The organism is Bacillus sp. LQ16 (genome assembly GCF_057784645.1).
Window position 1 is genome coordinate 3,002,151 of the sequence record NZ_CM173491.1, and the last position, 17,898, is coordinate 3,020,048.

The window sequence follows — 17,898 nt, forward strand, 5'->3', positions numbered from 1 at the left end:
TTTTTAATTTTATAACCTATTTATTACCATTCCCCTTCATAAGTCATAACATGAATTTTATTCAAACAAAAAACTGAGGTGTTCTCTATACACCTCAGTTTTTCATAAAAATAATAACTTATTTAACCGACGATAACCCTTCAACAAACTCACCAATCTTATTTTGAAAAACAAAATCAAAGTTATATTCTTGCCCTGTTAACTCTTCATTTACTAAAATTGTCGTTGCCCCTATTTCCCTCTTTGCGATTTGCGGGAATGAAGCGACGGGTTGCACTTTTAATGACGTTCCCATAACGATAAATACATCTGTTTCATATAAACGTGTTATCGCATTTTGATATTGCGGCAATGTATCTCCATATAAAACAACGTCTGGATTTAAAATGAAATTACACTTCTCGCAGCGAGGCACTTCATGATCAATCATATACTGCAAATCATATCCCGCTTTACACTTCGGACAATGTGCTGTTTGAAGTGTTCCATGTAAATCAATGACATGCTTACTACCGCCTAATTGATGTAAACCGTCAATATTTTGCGTTAAAATCGTAATATCTTTCCCTTGTTCTTCTAATTCAGCTAAAAAGCGATGGCCGTGATTTGGTTTATATTGATGAAACGTATTAATTTGAAAGATTTCTTTATAATGCTTCCAAAATTCTTTCGGACTCCTATTATAATATCCCCTTGATAAATACATTTCCACATTCGCATCGGCATACAATCCATTTGCTGAACGGAAATCTGGGATACCACTTTCCGTACTTGCACCAGCACCTGTTAACACTGTAATTTTCTTCGCTTTTTCTAAAATTGAACGTACTTCTTCAAATTGCACAAAAATCACCTCTATGTATTTTCCTATACTTATTATACCAGTTGTTTACAGGAGGTGTTGTCTTTGTATAAAGAACTCTTTAAACTTCCTTATTTTATATAGTTTTTCTTGATGATATCTTTTGCATTTTTGTAAAGGAATACAAAGAAGATTACTGCTAGGATACCGTTTACCCAATAATATGTATTTCCAGAGGCAAACCTATTATAAAAGGATTGAGCATTATAATATAATAGGCCCGCTGAAAGCACGGTAGAGATTACTAACATACCAAAACTTTTCAAGATACCCACCTCATTTTTAAAAATTCCGATTTTTATAATAATTATACATGAAAATGGGAGAGTTTAAAATGTGCAATGTATCCTATTATTATCAACCTAACGATACATCTTTCCTTCAAACAAAAATAACAACTACATACGCACTTCGGTACTACCCCAACATCTTACTTAATGTGTCGTACCCCCAACTTCCACAATATCCACCTCAACCGTCGTCGTTATCTCAACTGCCAATTCTATCCCTTTACGAATAGTAGAAAGTGACATACTCGGTTGGCCTGGATAGTTACTCGCTTGCTCTGGTAGGAACGGAATATGAATAAATCCGGCTTTTATTTTCTTATCCTGTTTCTCTAGTTCATGCATGAGACCGTAGAATAAATGATTACAAACGAATGTACCTGCTGTTTGTGAAACGGAAGCTGGTATCCCTTCTTCGTGAAGTCTTTTTACAATTGCTTTCATCGGAAGTGTAGACCAATAAGCAGCCGGTCCTTCTTCTATAACCGGCACATCTACTGGCTGATTCCCTTCATTGTCAGCAATTCTTGCATCATCAATATTAATTGCGACACGCTCTACCGTAATATCTGGTCTGCCCCCAGCTTGTCCGATACATATAATTATTTCCGGTGTTAGTTCTTCTATATATTCTTTTAAAACTTGTATTGATTTATGAAATACAGTTGGTACTTGTTTACTAATAATCTTGTATTCTCCGATTGTTTTTTCATGCAAACTTTTTGCGACTTCCCAAGCTGGATTGATGCTTTCTCCGCCGAACGGGTCGAACCCTGTTAATAATACTGTTTTCATAGTTTTCCCTCCTAATTAGAAACGATATACAAGGCCGTACATAATAAACATATTGATAATAAAGATGGAAAGAGCAATTGGTACTTGCGCTTTAATAACTGCATTCTTATCTTTTAGCTCTAAAAGCATTGCCGGAACGATATTAAAGTTTGCTGCCATTGGAGTAAGCAGCGTTCCGCAATATCCAGCAAACATACCGAGTGCTGCCATAATTGCTGGGTTTCCGCCGTGCATTTGAACTATTAAAGGTAAGCCAATTCCGCCAGTAATAACAGCAAACGCTGCGAATGCATTTCCCATTACGACTGTAAATAGCATCATGCCTAAACAGTACGCCATAACAGCAACGAACGGATACTCTGTCGGTAGCACTTGTCCAACTAAGTCTGAAACAACTTGTCCAACGCCAGACTTCGCGAATATACCGCCAAGTGCTGCTAACATTTGTGGCAAAATAACAGCCCAGCCGACAGCTTGTAATAGTCTGCTTCCTTCTTGTACAGGCGTTGTTATTTTTGATTTTGTAATACGCATCGCCGCAACGAATGCGAGTAATGCACCAAGCGCTAATGCAACTAATGTTACTTTATCTGGATCAACAAGAGAGACATTTCCCCATTTAATTTTCCCTAACGTCAACGTACCGATAATTGTAAAAATAGGAATTAATAGTGCAGGCATAAAAATTTTATTTTTTAATTTCTCAGCATGTTTCACACGTTCTTGTACTGGAACTTCTTTTTCCTCTGATTTTGTTACTTTATTTAGTGAAGCTAAAACGACCATAGCGAGCACTATACAGCCAACGTAAAACGAAGGAATTACATTTCCGAATAAAAATGTAACTGCAAACAATGCCCAAAATAAACTAGAACCGAATCTGTTTGGATGTTCACGATCGAATGCGATACGAACAGCGATAAAAGCAACGATTATCCCTAATACATAATAGATTGTATCCATTGTGATGATGTTCATATTAAATTGCCTCCTTCTCTTCTTTTCCTTCTGCCTTCATTGTTTTCTCTATATATTTATCAAACTTTCTAAATCTAATCCAGCTTACAATAAGTGCAGATATTGCTGTCGGAATGCCCCAAAGTGCCATATCCCATACTCCGACATGCATACCTACTGAATCGAAGAATCCTTTCATTAATAAAATAGCTCCAGTTGCGATGAAAATATCTTCTCCGAAAAACCAAGCTGTATTTTCAGCAGCTGCTGCGTTTGCTTTAATCTTTTCTCTTAATTTTTCAGGAAGTTTACCATATTTACCTTGCGCGGCCCCTTCTGCCATCGGTGCAACGAGCGGCCTTACTGTTTGCGCATGCCCACCAATATTAAGCCCTAGTGCTGCTGATGATTCTCTTATCGTAAAATATGACATTAATACTCTTCCAGTTGTTGCTCCTTTTGATTTCGTTATAAGTGCTTCTGCTCTTTCTTTTAAACCGTAACGCTCTAAAATTCCGATTACCGGTAAAGTTAATATAATTGGCATAGACATATATCTATTTTCTATGAAAAATTTACCGAACATGCTGATCACATCATAAAAACTTAATCCTGAAACCATACCAGTAACAATACCTGCAACCATAACTACTAAAAGTGTATTTAATCTAAATAAAAAGCCCACTGCAACAAGTAGTATTCCGATTAATTTAATCATCCCAGCACTTCCCCCTATTTTTTATTTCGGTGCACAAATAGAAATATTATTAAGTTTGAATGTTCTGTATATTCTTTCTGCAAATTGCACTGCTTTTTCCCCATCACCGTGTAAACAAATCGTTTGCGCCTGAACTGCTACTTTCTCTCCATTGACCGCATTTACATGGCCTTCTTTCACCATTTGAAGTACTTGCTTTATCGCTTCGTCTTCATCTTTTATAAGCGCATTTTCTTCTGTACGGCTCGTTAATGTACCATCTTGCTTATATGTACGATCCGCAAAAGCCTCTTGTACAAGAGTTACTTTGTATTTTTCTGCAGCCTGTATAAACGCCTCGCTATTTGCTAATCCATAAAGTAATAGACTTGGATTTATATGATAAATTGCCTTTGCAATTGCATCTGCAATTTCCTGATTAGACGCCGCCATATTATATAAGGCACCGTGCGGCTTTACATGCTGCATTTTCCCGCCTGCCGCTTTCACAAATGCGTCTAATGCGCCTGTTTGATATAGAACATAATCGTATACTTCACTTGCTGAAACATTCATGTTTCTTCTACCAAATCCAATTAAATCAGGAAATCCAGGATGCGCCCCTATTGCTACGTTATGCTCCAAAGCTTTTTCAACAGTTTGACGCATAATAGACGGATCACCCGCATGAAAACCGCAAGCAACGTTTATAGAGGAAACGAACGGAAGAATCTCATCATCATTCCCCATTTTATAAGCGCCAAAACTTTCTCCTAAATCACAGTTTAAATCGATTGTAGTCATAATGTATTCCTCCTAATTTCAGCTTCGTAAAGCGATGAATTTCTTTAATAAATTCATATTTACTTCTTGTTCTATGTACAATTGTTCCGCTTCTTCAAGCGTAATTTTCTCAAAAGAAACATAGTCCCCCGGCTTTAGCTGGGCAAGAAGAGGTAAATCTACTGAAATGATATTTCCCATTCTCGGATAGCCACCTGTCGTTTGCCTATCTGCCATTAATATAATCGGCTGTCCACCATTAGGAACTTGAATGGTTCCAAATGTAACAGGACTCGATAAAATCTCTTTTTCTTCATTCCTATTTAAAACTTCTCCCTCAACCCTATAGCCCATACGGTCAGCATAATTAGATACCTTATACTCTTTCGTAAAAAATGCCTTTCTACTTTCTTCTGTAAATTGATCATATTCAAAGTCAGTTATGACACGAAGCTTTGGATGTTTCTTATACTTTGGTAGTACGCTGTTGCTAATTGCCCATTTCGTTTTTATTCTCGCATCTTTTTGTAAGTCTAGAATGAAACGACTCGCCATTTCTGGTTGTGCACCAATTTGGAAGTAGTCACCCTTTTTCAGCATTCTTCCTTCTATACCACCAATCGCAGCACGTATGTACGTACTTTTGCTTCCCATTGTACGCTCAATATGTATACCACCCGCAAAAGTTACATACGCTCTGCAACCACTTTTCACTTTTCCAAAACAAAGCATACTACCTTCTTCCGCTAAAATGGGACGCCATAACGGGATACGTTCTCCATTCAATAACGGTTCCATATCTGCTCCGCCAATCGCAAGTAAAGTCGTTTTCTTTATTAACAATTTAGGTCCCATAATCGTCATTTCGAGTCCCGCTTCATTCTCCTCATTACCAACTAACATATTGATCATCCGAAGTGCACTTTGATCCATAGTCCCGCCAACTGGTACACCGTATTGTTGATAATGAGATCGCCCTAAATCTTGGACTGTTGTAAACATTCCTGCATGCAAAACCTCTACATCCATTCTTTAGCCCCCTCAAGTGATACGTACTCTTCCTTCGTTATTGGGATAAATCGTAAATACATACCGCTTTGAATAAAGGTTGGTGTTTCTTCTTCCGGATTAAATAAGGAGATTGGTGTTCGACCAATAATATTCCATCCACCCGGTGTTTCAAGTGGATAAATACCTGTTTGATTTCCGCCGATTCCTACCGAACCAGGTGAGATTTGTAACCGCGGTATTTCTTTTCTAGGTGTTTCTAATTCTTTTGATAGTCCTCCTAAATACGGGAACCCTGGTGTAAAACCTAACATATATACAAAATATGTAGTTTCACTATGTATTCGAATCACATCTTCTACTTGTAAACCTTTATAATGTGCAACCTCTTCTAAATCAGGTCCATATTCTCCCCCGTAGCACACTGGTATAGAAATATGTTTCACATCCTGTTTTACTTCTTCTTTATAAGAATCACACAGCTCCTTTATATACTGGCGAACGTAATCATATGACCTTTCACTTCTCTCATTTCTCTTCCATACTTCGTATACATTGTAGTAAACAGCTAATGAAGTAAACGACGGAACGCACTCAATCATTCCTGCAAACGGATGTTGCTGCAGTGCTTGAAATAACCGCTGTACTTTCTCATATATATCCATCTTAATTTCTTCACCAAATGTAACAATAATTGCTTGATCCCCTAACGCAGAAAATTTCATCCTACTCCCTCTTTCTATGCCAAAAAGCCGAGTTCTTTCGAAATGCGATGTGCTGTTTCTTTCACCTTAGCGATAAAATATGAAATGTTATTTTCGCTGTACTCAATTGCTAATCCCGAAATACTCATACCTGCTACAACCGTTCCATCACTTGCGTAAATGGGCGCTGCTATTGCGGCTGTATGATTTTCTAACTCAGAATAACTAATTGTGTAGCCTTCCTTTTTTGCCATTTGCAACACTTCTAGCAATTGTTCCTTATCCACAATTGTTCCATCTGCAAACTGTTTTAAATCCACTTCCTCTATGTATCTCCGTTTCTCTTCCTCAGAAAAATACGATAGTAAAATTCTCGGACATGCACCAGCATAAAGCGGTGCTCTTCTTCCAACCGCCGTATACACGCGTACTGGCTGAACACCTTCCATCTTTTCAACATAAATTGCGTCATTACCATCTTGAATTATTAAATTAACTGCCTGTCCTAAACTATCTCTAAGCTCTTTCATATAAGGAATTGCTATATTCCTTACTGATAATCGTTGTGAAACAAGTTGACCGAACCGTAAAAATACGACCCCTAAACGATATTTCCCCTTTTCGTTTTTTTGTAAAAACTCCATCTCTTCTAACGAGCCAATTAAACGATAAACAGATGTTTTCGGCATATTTGTAAGCTGAACCATCTCAGTTAAACTTAGCTCTTCATGCTCATAAAACAACTCTAAAATATCCATTGTCTTAACTGCCGTTTTATTTATACTCATTCTATCTCCCTTTCGTTCCGAAAAACGGAACTTAAATTCCGTTTTTCGAAACAAACATATAATTTAAAATTATAAAATATTCTTTCAATTCTATCAATAGATTTTAAGCAAATAAAAAAGTATGGAAGAATATCTCTCCCATACTTCACCACACTTTATAACGCTCTTACTTGTTTTAACGGCCAGAAAACAGCTTGTCCTTTTCCGACAATTTCATCTTCTGAAATAAAGCCAAACATGCGACCATCCTTAGAAACTTCACGATTATCCCCTAAAACAAATACTTGGCCTTCTGGCACTTTCGTTTTCCCTGTGATTTGTTCTAACGTAAAGTCTGGAGTTAATACACGGCCTACTGCTTTTTCTTTAAACTGTTTTAAATATGGTTCTTCCATCGCTTTTCCGTTTACATATAAAACATCATTTTTATACTCAACTGTATCGCCTGGCAAACCAATTACTCGTTTTACTAAATCGTATCCTTCTTTTCCGTGGAAGACGATAATATCAAAGCGATCTAATCCACTTATACTATAACCAATCTTATTCACGAGAACTCGTTCGTTATTTTCTAAAGTGGGCATCATTGATTCACCTTGTACTAAAGAAGGTGTAAATAAAACACCGCGAATAATAGCAATTAATACAAGGGTAAACCCTATTGTTTTAGCCCAAGAGAATAATTCTTTCTTCGTATTTTCCTTCATCGTTTCTCCTCTTTCTTAAGCACTTATTTTATTATTTCAACTAATTCTTGTACTAAATTAGGATCTATTTCAGAAAAACATGATTTTCCTTCTCTTACCGCTGTACCGACATGCGCCTGCGTGATTCCAGTTTCATCTAGCAATCGCTTTATATTTTCTTTCGTCACGCCAGCTCCAGCTACAAGCTGAATTTGACCATCACTTACCTTTTGCATTTCTGTAAGCACCGGAATATTCTCTACTATATTTCCTTGTCCACCTGAAGTTAAAACGTGAGTCACTTTATGAAACTTCTTTAAAGTGCTCATCGCTTCTACTGGATTTTTTATATCATCTATCGCACGGTGGTACGTTACATTTATTCCATCTACAACAGATAGTAAATCCGCTAATTTCTCTTCATCCACTTCATTTCGTTCGTTTAATACGCCTAATACTACACCAGCTGCTCCTAACTTCTGTGCAACTATAATATCTTCTTTCATCATTTCAATTTCTTCTTCCGTATATGTAAAAGACTTCGCATGCGGACGAATCATAACATGAATTGGTATACTTACCACTTCTACCGCTTTTTTTATAAAAGCATAACTCGGTGTTAAACCACCTTCTGTATAAGATGAAATTAATTCAATCCGCTTCCCGCCAGCACTTTCAATTCGTTTTACATCTTCTAAACATGTTGCAATAACCTCTAGCATGAGATGACCTCTTTTCGTGCTTTTTTCTTATTATAACATTAGTAAAAATAAGAAGCCTAGCTTTCTCCTTTAAAACTTAAAAAAGAAGAATGAAAAGAAAGATTTTTTATTGGCAACGATTATTGGTAACATCCTATTATTCATGTACACTCCTACCATAATGAAAAAAGCCCTTCATTTTGACGGATTTTTCTAATTTCAAGCTTTTCTTTCCTCAGTTTTCAGATCAATGCCTAATTGATCTTCCAATAACTTTACACCTTTCTTTGTAAGATGGACAGCTCGGTTCTTATCCGTTTTCGTAATCCATCCCTGTTCAAAAAGCAGTTTTGCAATTGCAGACCCTAACCAACCAGAAATATGGTAACGCCGTTCACTCCAATCAAGGCAAGGTTTTGCAAATACCCTCCTTTTTGTATCTGCCTCATCAACATTTATTCCAAAATTCAGAAACCATTTCTTACCTTGTTCCGTTACAATGTATTCTCCATCCTCTAAAATTATAAATTGCCTATCTAGTAATTTTTCAGTTATCTCTACACCGAGTTTGCCTGCAAGATGATCATAACAAGTTCGAGCATAACGAATTTGTTTTAGTTGGCTTGATTGTTTTAAAGAGCGAACTTGAACTGTTGGTGCAATTGTCCCTAACTTTTCAAGCACTTCTGCAACTTCTTGATTAGCAAGTCGATAGTAACGATGTCTACCATGTTGTTCAACTGTAAGTAAATTCCCTTCTACTAATTTAGAAAGATGCGAACTAATTGTTGGATGTGACACTTTTGCCATATAAGCCAATTCACTAGCAGGTAGTGCCTGATTATTCATTAGACAATCTAAGATGATTGCTCTTGTAGGTTCAGCAATTAGTTTAGCTATATATGAGATATTCGGATATACATTCATATTTCGATGATACCCTAACTGTTAAATTGATACAATTATTTTAAGTTTAATAGTAAAGGAGAATGTATTATGAATGCAATTGATCTTAGTATATTAAATTTGAAAGAAACGAGAAGACGCTCAGAAAAATTATGGAATTCTCTTCCCGATAATTTTCTTAATTGGAAGCCTGATCCTGAGGCTATGTCCTTTGGTGAAATGATTCGTCACGTATGGAGCTCAACTTTTTACTATCATATGATTATAAAAAACAACGGTTCAATAAACGACATACGTACCCCGTATGATGACGAGCCAATTACTTGTGTAAAAAAAGAAATTGAATTGGCACAATCACACTTTACTGACTTCATAGAATATGTTCAATCCATAAGCATAGCCGAGCTAGATTCAAGACTTATTGATAGAAGTGATGTTGGCTATCAACGATATTTAGGTGATATGCTATTACGAATTGCCTATCATGATGCGGTCCATGCGGGTCAATTTTTACAATATTTGCGAATGGTTAACTTGGAAAGACCTTTAATTTGGGATTAAATACGAAAAATGTTTATACAGCCTCCAAACTGGCATTACAATAAGAATTTTTCAACAAGAAACAATCACAACACCATGATAATCATTTATATTAAAAACCTACATCTCCATTAAGTACTTCATACACATAAAAAGCACGGGTTTGATTACTAATCAAACCCGTGCTTTCAAAACAACTATAATATCCATAAACAATAAAATGTAAACTTCAAAAATCACGACCGAAACGCCGCATCCGCCAGCATAGACAATGTTGCATCATCCATCGGTGGATTGTGTAATCCTGCTCTGACATTTAAATAGTAACGGTGAAGCGGATTTTTTTCTGATAAACTTTTTGCTCCTACGATGCGCATTGATTTATCCACTATGGATATCGCCGCATTTGTTACGGCGTATTTCACTGCCGCTAATTCTGCTTGCAGTGACAGTTTATCTTCTGCCTCATCGTATTTTTTCGCAATTTGATATAAAAAGACGCGAGCTTGCATAAGCTCGAGTTCTAATTCTCCAACTAATTTTCTAACATTCGGTAATAAACTAATAGAATGGTTTAAACTATTTGGCTTGTATGATCCCGCAAATTGAACTGCATAATTTCTTGCTGATTGTGCGATTCCTAAATAACATGCTGGTATATGTAGCAACCAGCCAATACCCTTTTGTTTCACTTTCCCGCCTTTTACATCCGTAAAAAAGCGGTTGTCTATCTCTACATTTTGTAAGACAAGGTCGTGGCTAGCAGTCCCTCGCATTGCAACGCTATCCCACGTTTCTTCAATAGATACACCGAGTGTATTTCTTGGAATAACAAACTCACCAACTTCTTCTTGGCCTTCCATACTTGCTGAAATAATAAAATAATCAAGTACTGGCGCCATCGTTGTAAAAGTTTTTCTTCCATTTATAACCCACTTCTCGCCTTGTTGAACCGCTATTGTTTCTGGTTTGCCGCCACGCGTCGGACTCCCTGTTTTCGGTTCTGTTGCTGCCCTGTTAAAAAGCGCACCATTGCTTACTTCTTCGCAAAACCATTTGAACATCTCATCATTCCAAGAGCGATTTTCCGCTAGCTCTTTCACAATGCCAAGATGCCAGCCAATCGATAATGCAGTAGCTCCGCAGCCTTCCGCGATTTTCTCTTGAAATAAAACGAAGTCATATAAAGAAATCGCACTACCACCAAATTCCTTCGGTAACGTTAATTTCGTATATCCGATATCTTTCAAATCATTTATATTTTCATACGGAAATGATCCTAATTCACTTAGCTGATGCTCCCTTTCCATGAACTTCGGAATCAATTTATTTATTTTCTCAATAATTAAAGACTGTTCTTCTGTTTCAACAAATGAGAGTGCCATACTATAATCTCCTTTATGCTCGATTCATAAACCGTTCATTTTGTCATTATGATTATATGAAGCTACCTCTCTATTGTTTCACTATTCCGATAAAAATACAATGTTTTTGACTAATAAGAAAAGTTCCTATTTAAGGATAGATCCTTTTCTTATATTAGTCCCCCTTCAATGCTTTTAACGGCAAAGAGGTTACATATCCAATATACGAGAATAATTCTTTAAAGAAGAATGGTATTTCTGTATCTAACGTTTTATATGCTGATGTCGGCGTTGGTGAAGCATACGCTTCAATATTAATATGTTTTGCGATTCTCATTGCGCGTTTCATATGAAGTGGATCACTTACAATCGTGTATGTTTGTATGCCGTTCTCTATTCCAACTTGCTTCGCATTTTTTAAATTTTCTTCAGTGAAAAGGGATTTAGTTTCAATTAAAATATCTTCCTCTTTTACACCTTGTTTCATTGCATATACTCTTGCAGTACGTGCTTCCTCAAGTTCTGCCTCGAACTTTGTACCACCTGTAAAAATAATCTTTTTAATATTTCCGTTCCTATATAAAGAAATCGCATGATTAATTCTTTCTTTAAATACAGGAGATGGTTTTCCGTTCCATGAAGCTGCGCCTAGTACGATACCAGCATCCGTTTTCACGTCATCATTTGCTTTAAAACGATAACTCCAAATATCGTAAGCTGCATAACTTACATATAAAATAGCAGAACAAATCATTAGTAAAAATACTTGAAAGATTCGTCTTTTCTTACTCTTCTTATTTTCTTTCATTTGTAATTGCCTCCGTACATCATCCATACTTCTATAAAAAACATTTATATCAAATCGTTTTGTTTGAGTTTATTTAAAAGAAGGAACTTTACTTGTTATTTATGTATAAAAGGGTTTTCATTTAAAATTGAGGATTATCAATTCATTTTCATTTGCGGTTTTCATTACATTTTTTAAATTCATAAGTTTATTACCATACAACTACATTGTAACGAATTTTTTCTCAGAAGGGAACGATGAAACAAAAGGAATTAAAATAAAGTAGCATTTTGTAAGAAAAAAGGTATATTTTTCATGCCTCACGAACAATATACCTTTCAAAACACGAATTATAACTTTTCTTTATACAACTCTGATTTTTCTAACATTTTCTCTTTTACGCCTGGCCATTCACTCGAGATAATACTGTACACCACCGCATCTCTCACATAACCATTCGGTAATTTTCTTTCATTTCTAAGCACACCCTCTTTTACTGCGCCTAACCTTTCAATTGCTCGTTGTGCTTTTTCATTTCTTGCATCCGTCTTAATTTGCACTCTCAGCATATGCAATTTTTCAAAAGCATACTGAAGAAGCATATACTTACACTCTGTATTTATACTCGTACGTTGCACACTCGGATGATACCACGTTTGCCCTAACTCAACTGTCTTATCTTCTACTGAAATATTATATAAACGTGTACTTCCTACAATCTTATTCGTCTGTTGATCTACGACTACGAAAGGTATTTGAGTACCTCTTCCGTAACCCTTTATCGCTTTTTGAACGTATTGTTGCATATCTTGCACACTATCCATTTTAGAGATTAAATACGCCCAAATATCCCGATTTCCTTCTACAATCGAAAACAAAGTTTCGACATCAGTATTATCCATTAACCGCAACTTTGCTCTTTCGTGAATAATTTCCATTTTTAAGCCCCCTTTGTTGTTACTATAACATATCATTAACATCGTTTTATTAATATATAAAATAAATTCACACCATAAATATATAGTACATCTAAAAATAAAAAATGCGATGCCTTTATTCAAGCATCGCACTTATAATTTCGCACTACCTACGATTTTAAGATAAATATTTATTTACACAAGTTAGTAAACGCCATATATTTAGAACTTACATTATAGTTCAAAGCAACAAATAAGCAATCGGCGTAATGATAAGCAACGTTAAAATCGTTCTCTGCACATACAGAATAATAAGTTCAGATACTTTTAACGGAATATCTGTTGATAATATACAAGGAATGGAAGCGGAGAAAAACAAAATAGATGATACGGAAACAACTGCAATAACAAACTTTGTCACGAGTGGTGCACTTACTACTAATAATGACGGTAAAAACATTTCTGCAATACCAACTGATGCGGCTTTAGCAGCTAAGTCTGCTTCCGGTAATTGTAATAGCCATGTAAATGGATAGAAAATATAACTGATCCAATCAAATATTGGCGTGAACTTCGCTAAGACGATACCAATTAATCCTACTGACATAATGGATGGTAAAATTCCCATCGTCATAATAAATCCATCTTTTAAATTCACTGCAATATTTTTCATAATGCTCGGTGCAGACTTTGATACTTCTAACGCATCTTCCCAAGCACGTTCTAACATTTTCTCTTTATAAACAGGCTCTGGGAACCCTTCTTCTGTTACATATGTATCTGGTTTTCTACTGAGGGGCGGGATTCTTACGGTGATAGCAGTCACGATGAATGTTACAACAAGCGTAGTCCAAAAATAAACATTCCATAAATGCATAATATCTAATGTTTTTGCGATGATGATCATAAATGTAGCGGATACTGTAGAAAATCCTGTAGCGATAATCGCCGCTTCTTTTGTCGTATACTTTCCTTCTTTATACACGCGGTTCGTAATAAGAAGGGCAAGCGAATAACTTCCAACGAAGGACGCAACTGCATCAATCGCCGATCTCCCAGGCGTATTCCATAATGGCCTCATAATCGGACGACAAAATGTACCGATAAATTCAAGCAATCCATATCCGACTAATAACGCTAAAAACGCCGAGCCAATTGGAACGAGCAAACTTACTGATATGACTAGCTTCTCATACAAAAACGGCCCAACATCTGGCGCAAAGAACCAAGCTGGTCCTACTTTTAAACAATATAATATGCCGAAAACAACGCCAACTACTTTTAAAATAGAAAAACAAATGTCTACGATAGATGCATTCCATTTCTTCGTATAAAATGGATAAATCGCACCAATCGCCATAACAAATAATGCATAATAAGGTACTACGCCTGGAACTGAAGCCCTAATCCACGATACGATATGATCAATCATAATAGACGATTCACCGTTTATCGTAACAGGAACGAAAAACATAAACACCCCAACGAGACTAGCAAGTATAAACCGAAGAATAATCCCCTTCTCTCGCCCTGTCTTAATTACATTACTCTTTAATTCAATTTCACTCAAAATTCGACACCTCCTATTATCTAAATATTCTGTATAATAATGTTGTATTCCTTCTTTCCATTTCTACTATTTAATCATATGAAAAAGCCTATTTTAAAATAGGCTTTTCTATTACCCTTTATAATCATCCACAATCACTTGAATGACACGATAAGATTCTTCTGCCACCTTCTCATTACTATCCCTATTCGCGTCATATGTAATTAACACCTTCCAAAGTGCCCATCCTCTCGCTCTATTCCACGTTTCTTCATCCATGCGTAATACTTCTTTAAATACATTTCTACTATTTTCATCAAAAAACGTCCAAGCCATCGCTGCATCACAAGCAGGATCTCCTACGCCTAAAATACCAAAATCAATTACAGCACAAAGTTTTCCATCTTTAACGAGTAAATTCCCCGGTGCTACATCTCCATGAATCCAAACTGGCTTACGGTCCCATATTGAACTAAGTGCTAAATTCCAAAGGTGCTTTAATAATGCCTCGTCAAAAACATCCTTATTATTTTCAATAGCAACTCTCGCCTCTTCATCATATACCGATATAAGTCCGCCCCGGTAAAAATTATGCGGTCCAGCTAAAGGGCCTTTACTCGCATTAATAGATTGCAATTTTACTAAAAAAGATCCTAAGTCCGCTGCAAATTCATTTAAATCACGAACGTTTTGTTTCGTAACTGTTTCTCCCTCTATCCACTTATTAATAGACCAAGGCAATGGATACGCTTCAGACGGATTTCCTTTCGCAAGTGGGGTAGAAATCGGTAAAGAAAGCCCCTTACTTAATAGTGGTAACCACTTATTTTCTTTCTCTACTTGCGGTGCATATGCCACATCACTTGGCAATCTTACACTCATCTCATCCCCTAGATGAAATGTTCTATTATCATGACCACTAAACTTTACAGGTTTCACTTCTAAATGGGCCCATTCAGGAAACTGTTCCTGTATTAACTTTTCAACTAAACTTACGTTAATTGGATGCATTCACATTCTCCTTTTCTTTTGAAACTTACTAAGCCCATCCGTACTTCCAACATATTCAAACTCATTTTTCTTATAAAAATCATTCAACGTACGATTATGCCCCACGCAATCTAACTTCAAATACTCTTTGTCATGTTGTACATTCTCTTCTATCCACTGTAAAATCCATTCTCCAATTCCGTTCCACTTATACTTCCGTTTCACCGCAAATCTATGAATATATAATGAATTAGAAACTTCCTCTTTACCAAAAATATGTTCATCCCATTCATTTTGTTTAGGAGAAACTGTAACCGTACCAACTATTTCATCTTCTTTCAGAACAACATATGTATATTTCTCTCTTATACATTCTAGTATTTCAGCCGTAGCTTCCTCTCCTAAAAGATACTGCCACTGATCCACTTCTTTATATTGTAGCCATTGTGCTACCTCTTTTAATAGAGTTTTAATACTATCACTCTCATTTTCGGTAGCAATTCGAATTGTATATTCTTTACTTAGATTTCTCTCCATATTGCTGTTCCCCTTTCACATTACTACCATACTGACATACGAGTCCTTCCATCATTTTCATCTGTAATATATTCTACATACAATCCTTGATTCCGTGCGTTTTCATACATCATTTCAATCTCTTCTTGGTTTTTCACATAAATTTGTATGTAATCACCATCCGCTACTAATACGACTACTTCACACTTACTCTCCTTAAATTCTTCATATGTTTCAATTTCTCCTAGTACTTCCCCTTTTGGATATGCTTTTAAGTCTACAAATAAAAGATAATATATGTTGTCTTTTATTAGCTTTTTTAAAGCTGAACCTGCCATGATCTCGTTATCTTCTGAAAATAATTCTGGACCTAATTCATTCCCTACTATTATATAAGCTTCCTCCCTTCCCATGGATTGCCAATCAAATGCAGTAATATCAATTGGCTTTAACACTTTCCAAAGTAAATTATCATATCCATCTAGAATATCTACTGTAATCCCTCTTTTCATATGCTTGCTCCTAACTTCTTCATTTTCATACATTATATATGAAATGTAATTACTATATTTTGTCGATACATATGTACATCATAAAAAACCGCTCCACTACTAGCGAAACGGTTTCCTTTTGCTTACATTTAAATATTTCATTCAATTGTTGGACTACGTTTTAAAATATTTTTTAATATATGCACCACATCATTCGTTCATTCTTAATGCTCACTTCGACTTCACGAAATAATATAAAAACCATACTGCATGATTTTGTTCATCCGCAGCTATTCTCCGTAACAACTCTTTCAGATGTGCATCCGATGTCTCATCTGAAATTTCCAAATAAAAATCTACTGTTTTTTGTTCATCTTGTATAGCGAACTCTAATCCTTGTAAATACGTATTTGGGCAGTCTTCAGTAATTTGTGGTTTTGGCTGCCTACCAGTTAAATTCGTATAAATTTGTACAAAGTTGTGGAAATGCTTTATTTCATCATTACGGATTTCAAGAATTTGTTTTTGTTCTACTTGATTTGGAGCCATATTCGCTAATTTTGCATAGCAGCTTATAGCGCTATACTCTCCATTTATAGCTTTTTCAATATCACTAATCAACTTATCATTCTGCCTATACCAATCATAATAATTCGAATTATACATCGTATCCCTCCATACTTTCGCTTAACATTTTATGCATTTAGAAATAGTAGGAGCCTGTGTATATAACAGGACAGCTTTAGAATGAAAGAAAAGTTTGAGAAAAGGGTCTATTTTGCAAAGGAATTGCTTATTCATAAAGTGAAACTATATTCAGTGGGGATTTTACTACACGACAAATAGCGGATAAAATATCACTATTTTTTTGTACGCTGTGGCTATAAATTCGCGAATGAATCAGGTTTCCAACCAGATGTGGTGTTGAGATGCGAAGCTATTATGAATCCAATCATATAACTAGGAGGTACCACTATGCCATCTTTATTTAAACCTATGGCCTTCCAGCTGAAAACCGAAAGACTTGAGCTTAGTATGTGGGAGGAATCCGATTCAGTTTGGATGAGAAAATTAATTGGCGAACGTGGTGTGGACATGCCAACCCTCGACTCCGTTCGTAGCCGGCTTATTGAGATGCGCAAAAAGGCAGACGAAAATGGCATTTCCCTTCTCACTATTCGGAGGAGAGACGAAGGCGATTTCATCGGATACTGCGGCTTAATTATCGGTCGTTCCACACTTGAAGAGCCGGAGATTGCATACGAGTTGTTTCGCAGCACCCATGGTAAAGGTTATGCAACTGAGGCGGCATCCGTTGTACTGGACGCTGCGATTGCTACTGGGCGCCATAGACTTTGGTCGACTGTAGGCGCTTGGAATATCGCTTCCCTCCGGGTACTAGAAAAGATAGGATTTAAGCGTCATCACAGTACGTGGGATGATGAACGTGGTGAGATTGTTTGGAACGTACGCGATCTTTAAAGATTCCGACTTAATTCTAAACACTACACTTTTCAACAATCAGGCATTTACATTGAGAAAAAATCACAAACAAGCCGTTTCACTAATT

The 17,898-nt window shown here is 36.2% G+C and carries 22 protein-coding genes; 2 read left to right on the forward strand and 20 right to left on the reverse strand.

Annotated elements, in window-relative coordinates; all coding sequences use genetic code 11:
* Positions 1-118 precede the first annotated feature (118 nt).
* The 12 genes from AC3EMB_RS15100 to AC3EMB_RS15155 form a co-directional block, all read right to left on the reverse strand.
* Positions 119-844 carry an NAD-dependent protein deacylase gene (locus AC3EMB_RS15100; protein ID WP_141241024.1) on the reverse strand — a complete coding sequence of 242 codons (726 nt, stop codon included), beginning with the start codon at positions 842-844 and terminating at the stop codon, positions 119-121.
* 89 nt (positions 845-933) lie between these two features.
* Complete coding sequence (locus AC3EMB_RS15105; RefSeq protein ID WP_073515524.1) at positions 934-1,128, reverse strand: hypothetical protein; 195 nt, start codon at positions 1,126-1,128, stop codon at positions 934-936.
* A 168-nt stretch (positions 1,129-1,296) separates the two neighbouring features.
* A complete protein-coding gene (pcp, locus tag AC3EMB_RS15110) occupies positions 1,297-1,944 on the reverse strand; it encodes a pyroglutamyl-peptidase I (protein WP_095690627.1) in 648 nt (215 codons plus the stop codon).
* A 15-nt stretch (positions 1,945-1,959) separates the two neighbouring features.
* On the reverse strand, positions 1,960-2,922 hold the full coding sequence (locus tag AC3EMB_RS15115) for a DUF979 domain-containing protein (protein WP_001021658.1): 963 nt from the start codon (positions 2,920-2,922) through the stop codon (positions 1,960-1,962).
* A 1-nt stretch (position 2,923) separates the two neighbouring features.
* On the reverse strand, positions 2,924-3,619 hold the full coding sequence (locus AC3EMB_RS15120; protein WP_095690626.1) for a DUF969 domain-containing protein: 696 nt from the start codon (positions 3,617-3,619) through the stop codon (positions 2,924-2,926).
* 21 nt (positions 3,620-3,640) lie between these two features.
* On the reverse strand, positions 3,641-4,402 hold the full coding sequence (pxpA, locus tag AC3EMB_RS15125; protein ID WP_095690625.1) for a 5-oxoprolinase subunit PxpA: 762 nt from the start codon (positions 4,400-4,402) through the stop codon (positions 3,641-3,643).
* Positions 4,403-4,420: 18 nt separating this feature from the next.
* Positions 4,421-5,410 (reverse strand): 5-oxoprolinase subunit C family protein, encoded by a 990-nt coding sequence (locus AC3EMB_RS15130; protein WP_053564100.1) that lies wholly within the window; start codon positions 5,408-5,410, stop codon positions 4,421-4,423.
* A complete protein-coding gene (gene pxpB / locus AC3EMB_RS15135; RefSeq protein ID WP_000672267.1) occupies positions 5,401-6,114 on the reverse strand; it encodes a 5-oxoprolinase subunit PxpB in 714 nt (237 codons plus the stop codon). Before pxpB ends, AC3EMB_RS15130 begins: the two co-directional genes overlap by 10 nt.
* A 14-nt stretch (positions 6,115-6,128) precedes the next feature.
* Positions 6,129-6,881, reverse strand: a complete 753-nt coding sequence (locus AC3EMB_RS15140; protein WP_182813481.1) for an IclR family transcriptional regulator — start codon at positions 6,879-6,881, stop codon at positions 6,129-6,131.
* A gap of 155 nt (positions 6,882-7,036) precedes the next feature.
* Positions 7,037-7,588, reverse strand: a complete 552-nt coding sequence (gene lepB, locus AC3EMB_RS15145) for a signal peptidase I (RefSeq protein ID WP_000662490.1) — start codon at positions 7,586-7,588, stop codon at positions 7,037-7,039.
* A gap of 23 nt (positions 7,589-7,611) precedes the next feature.
* Positions 7,612-8,289 (reverse strand): copper homeostasis protein CutC, encoded by a 678-nt coding sequence (locus AC3EMB_RS15150; RefSeq protein WP_000895119.1) that lies wholly within the window; start codon positions 8,287-8,289, stop codon positions 7,612-7,614.
* Between the two features lie 198 nt (positions 8,290-8,487).
* A complete protein-coding gene (locus AC3EMB_RS15155; protein ID WP_001103806.1) occupies positions 8,488-9,195 on the reverse strand; it encodes an ArsR/SmtB family transcription factor in 708 nt (235 codons plus the stop codon).
* Between the two features lie 69 nt (positions 9,196-9,264).
* Between AC3EMB_RS15155 and AC3EMB_RS15160 the strand changes: the two genes are divergently transcribed.
* Entirely contained in the window at positions 9,265-9,735 is a 471-nt protein-coding gene (locus AC3EMB_RS15160) for a DinB family protein (protein ID WP_000991272.1), read from the forward strand.
* Between the two features lie 215 nt (positions 9,736-9,950).
* On the opposite strand, the gene AC3EMB_RS15165 is transcribed toward AC3EMB_RS15160, so the two are convergent.
* The 8 genes from AC3EMB_RS15165 to AC3EMB_RS15200 form a co-directional block, all read right to left on the reverse strand.
* Positions 9,951-11,099 (reverse strand): acyl-CoA dehydrogenase family protein, encoded by a 1,149-nt coding sequence (locus AC3EMB_RS15165; RefSeq protein ID WP_095690621.1) that lies wholly within the window; start codon positions 11,097-11,099, stop codon positions 9,951-9,953.
* A gap of 154 nt (positions 11,100-11,253) precedes the next feature.
* Complete coding sequence (locus AC3EMB_RS15170) at positions 11,254-11,886, reverse strand: YdcF family protein (RefSeq protein WP_000662218.1); 633 nt, start codon at positions 11,884-11,886, stop codon at positions 11,254-11,256.
* Between the two features lie 329 nt (positions 11,887-12,215).
* Entirely contained in the window at positions 12,216-12,803 is a 588-nt protein-coding gene (locus AC3EMB_RS15175; RefSeq protein ID WP_089171358.1) for a GNAT family N-acetyltransferase, read from the reverse strand.
* A gap of 220 nt (positions 12,804-13,023) precedes the next feature.
* Entirely contained in the window at positions 13,024-14,352 is a 1,329-nt protein-coding gene (locus tag AC3EMB_RS15180) for a YjiH family protein (RefSeq protein WP_089171359.1), read from the reverse strand.
* A 111-nt stretch (positions 14,353-14,463) separates the two neighbouring features.
* Positions 14,464-15,342 (reverse strand): aminoglycoside phosphotransferase family protein, encoded by an 879-nt coding sequence (locus AC3EMB_RS15185; RefSeq protein ID WP_488517105.1) that lies wholly within the window; start codon positions 15,340-15,342, stop codon positions 14,464-14,466.
* Positions 15,343-15,858, reverse strand: coding sequence for a GNAT family N-acetyltransferase (locus AC3EMB_RS15190; protein WP_459244870.1), 516 nt, complete (start codon positions 15,856-15,858; stop codon positions 15,343-15,345).
* Positions 15,859-15,881: 23 nt separating this feature from the next.
* Positions 15,882-16,349 carry a DUF2691 family protein gene (locus tag AC3EMB_RS15195; protein ID WP_098127579.1) on the reverse strand — a complete coding sequence of 156 codons (468 nt, stop codon included), beginning with the start codon at positions 16,347-16,349 and terminating at the stop codon, positions 15,882-15,884.
* A gap of 210 nt (positions 16,350-16,559) precedes the next feature.
* Positions 16,560-16,994, reverse strand: a complete 435-nt coding sequence (locus tag AC3EMB_RS15200; RefSeq protein WP_000282830.1) for a ferritin-like domain-containing protein — start codon at positions 16,992-16,994, stop codon at positions 16,560-16,562.
* A 309-nt stretch (positions 16,995-17,303) separates the two neighbouring features.
* Here AC3EMB_RS15200 and AC3EMB_RS15205 point away from each other — a divergent pair, with 309 nt between their 5' ends.
* Positions 17,304-17,810: a GNAT family N-acetyltransferase gene (locus AC3EMB_RS15205; protein WP_089171362.1), complete on the forward strand. Its 507-nt coding sequence runs from the start codon at positions 17,304-17,306 to the stop codon at positions 17,808-17,810.
* The last annotated feature ends 88 nt before the right edge of the window (positions 17,811-17,898 follow it).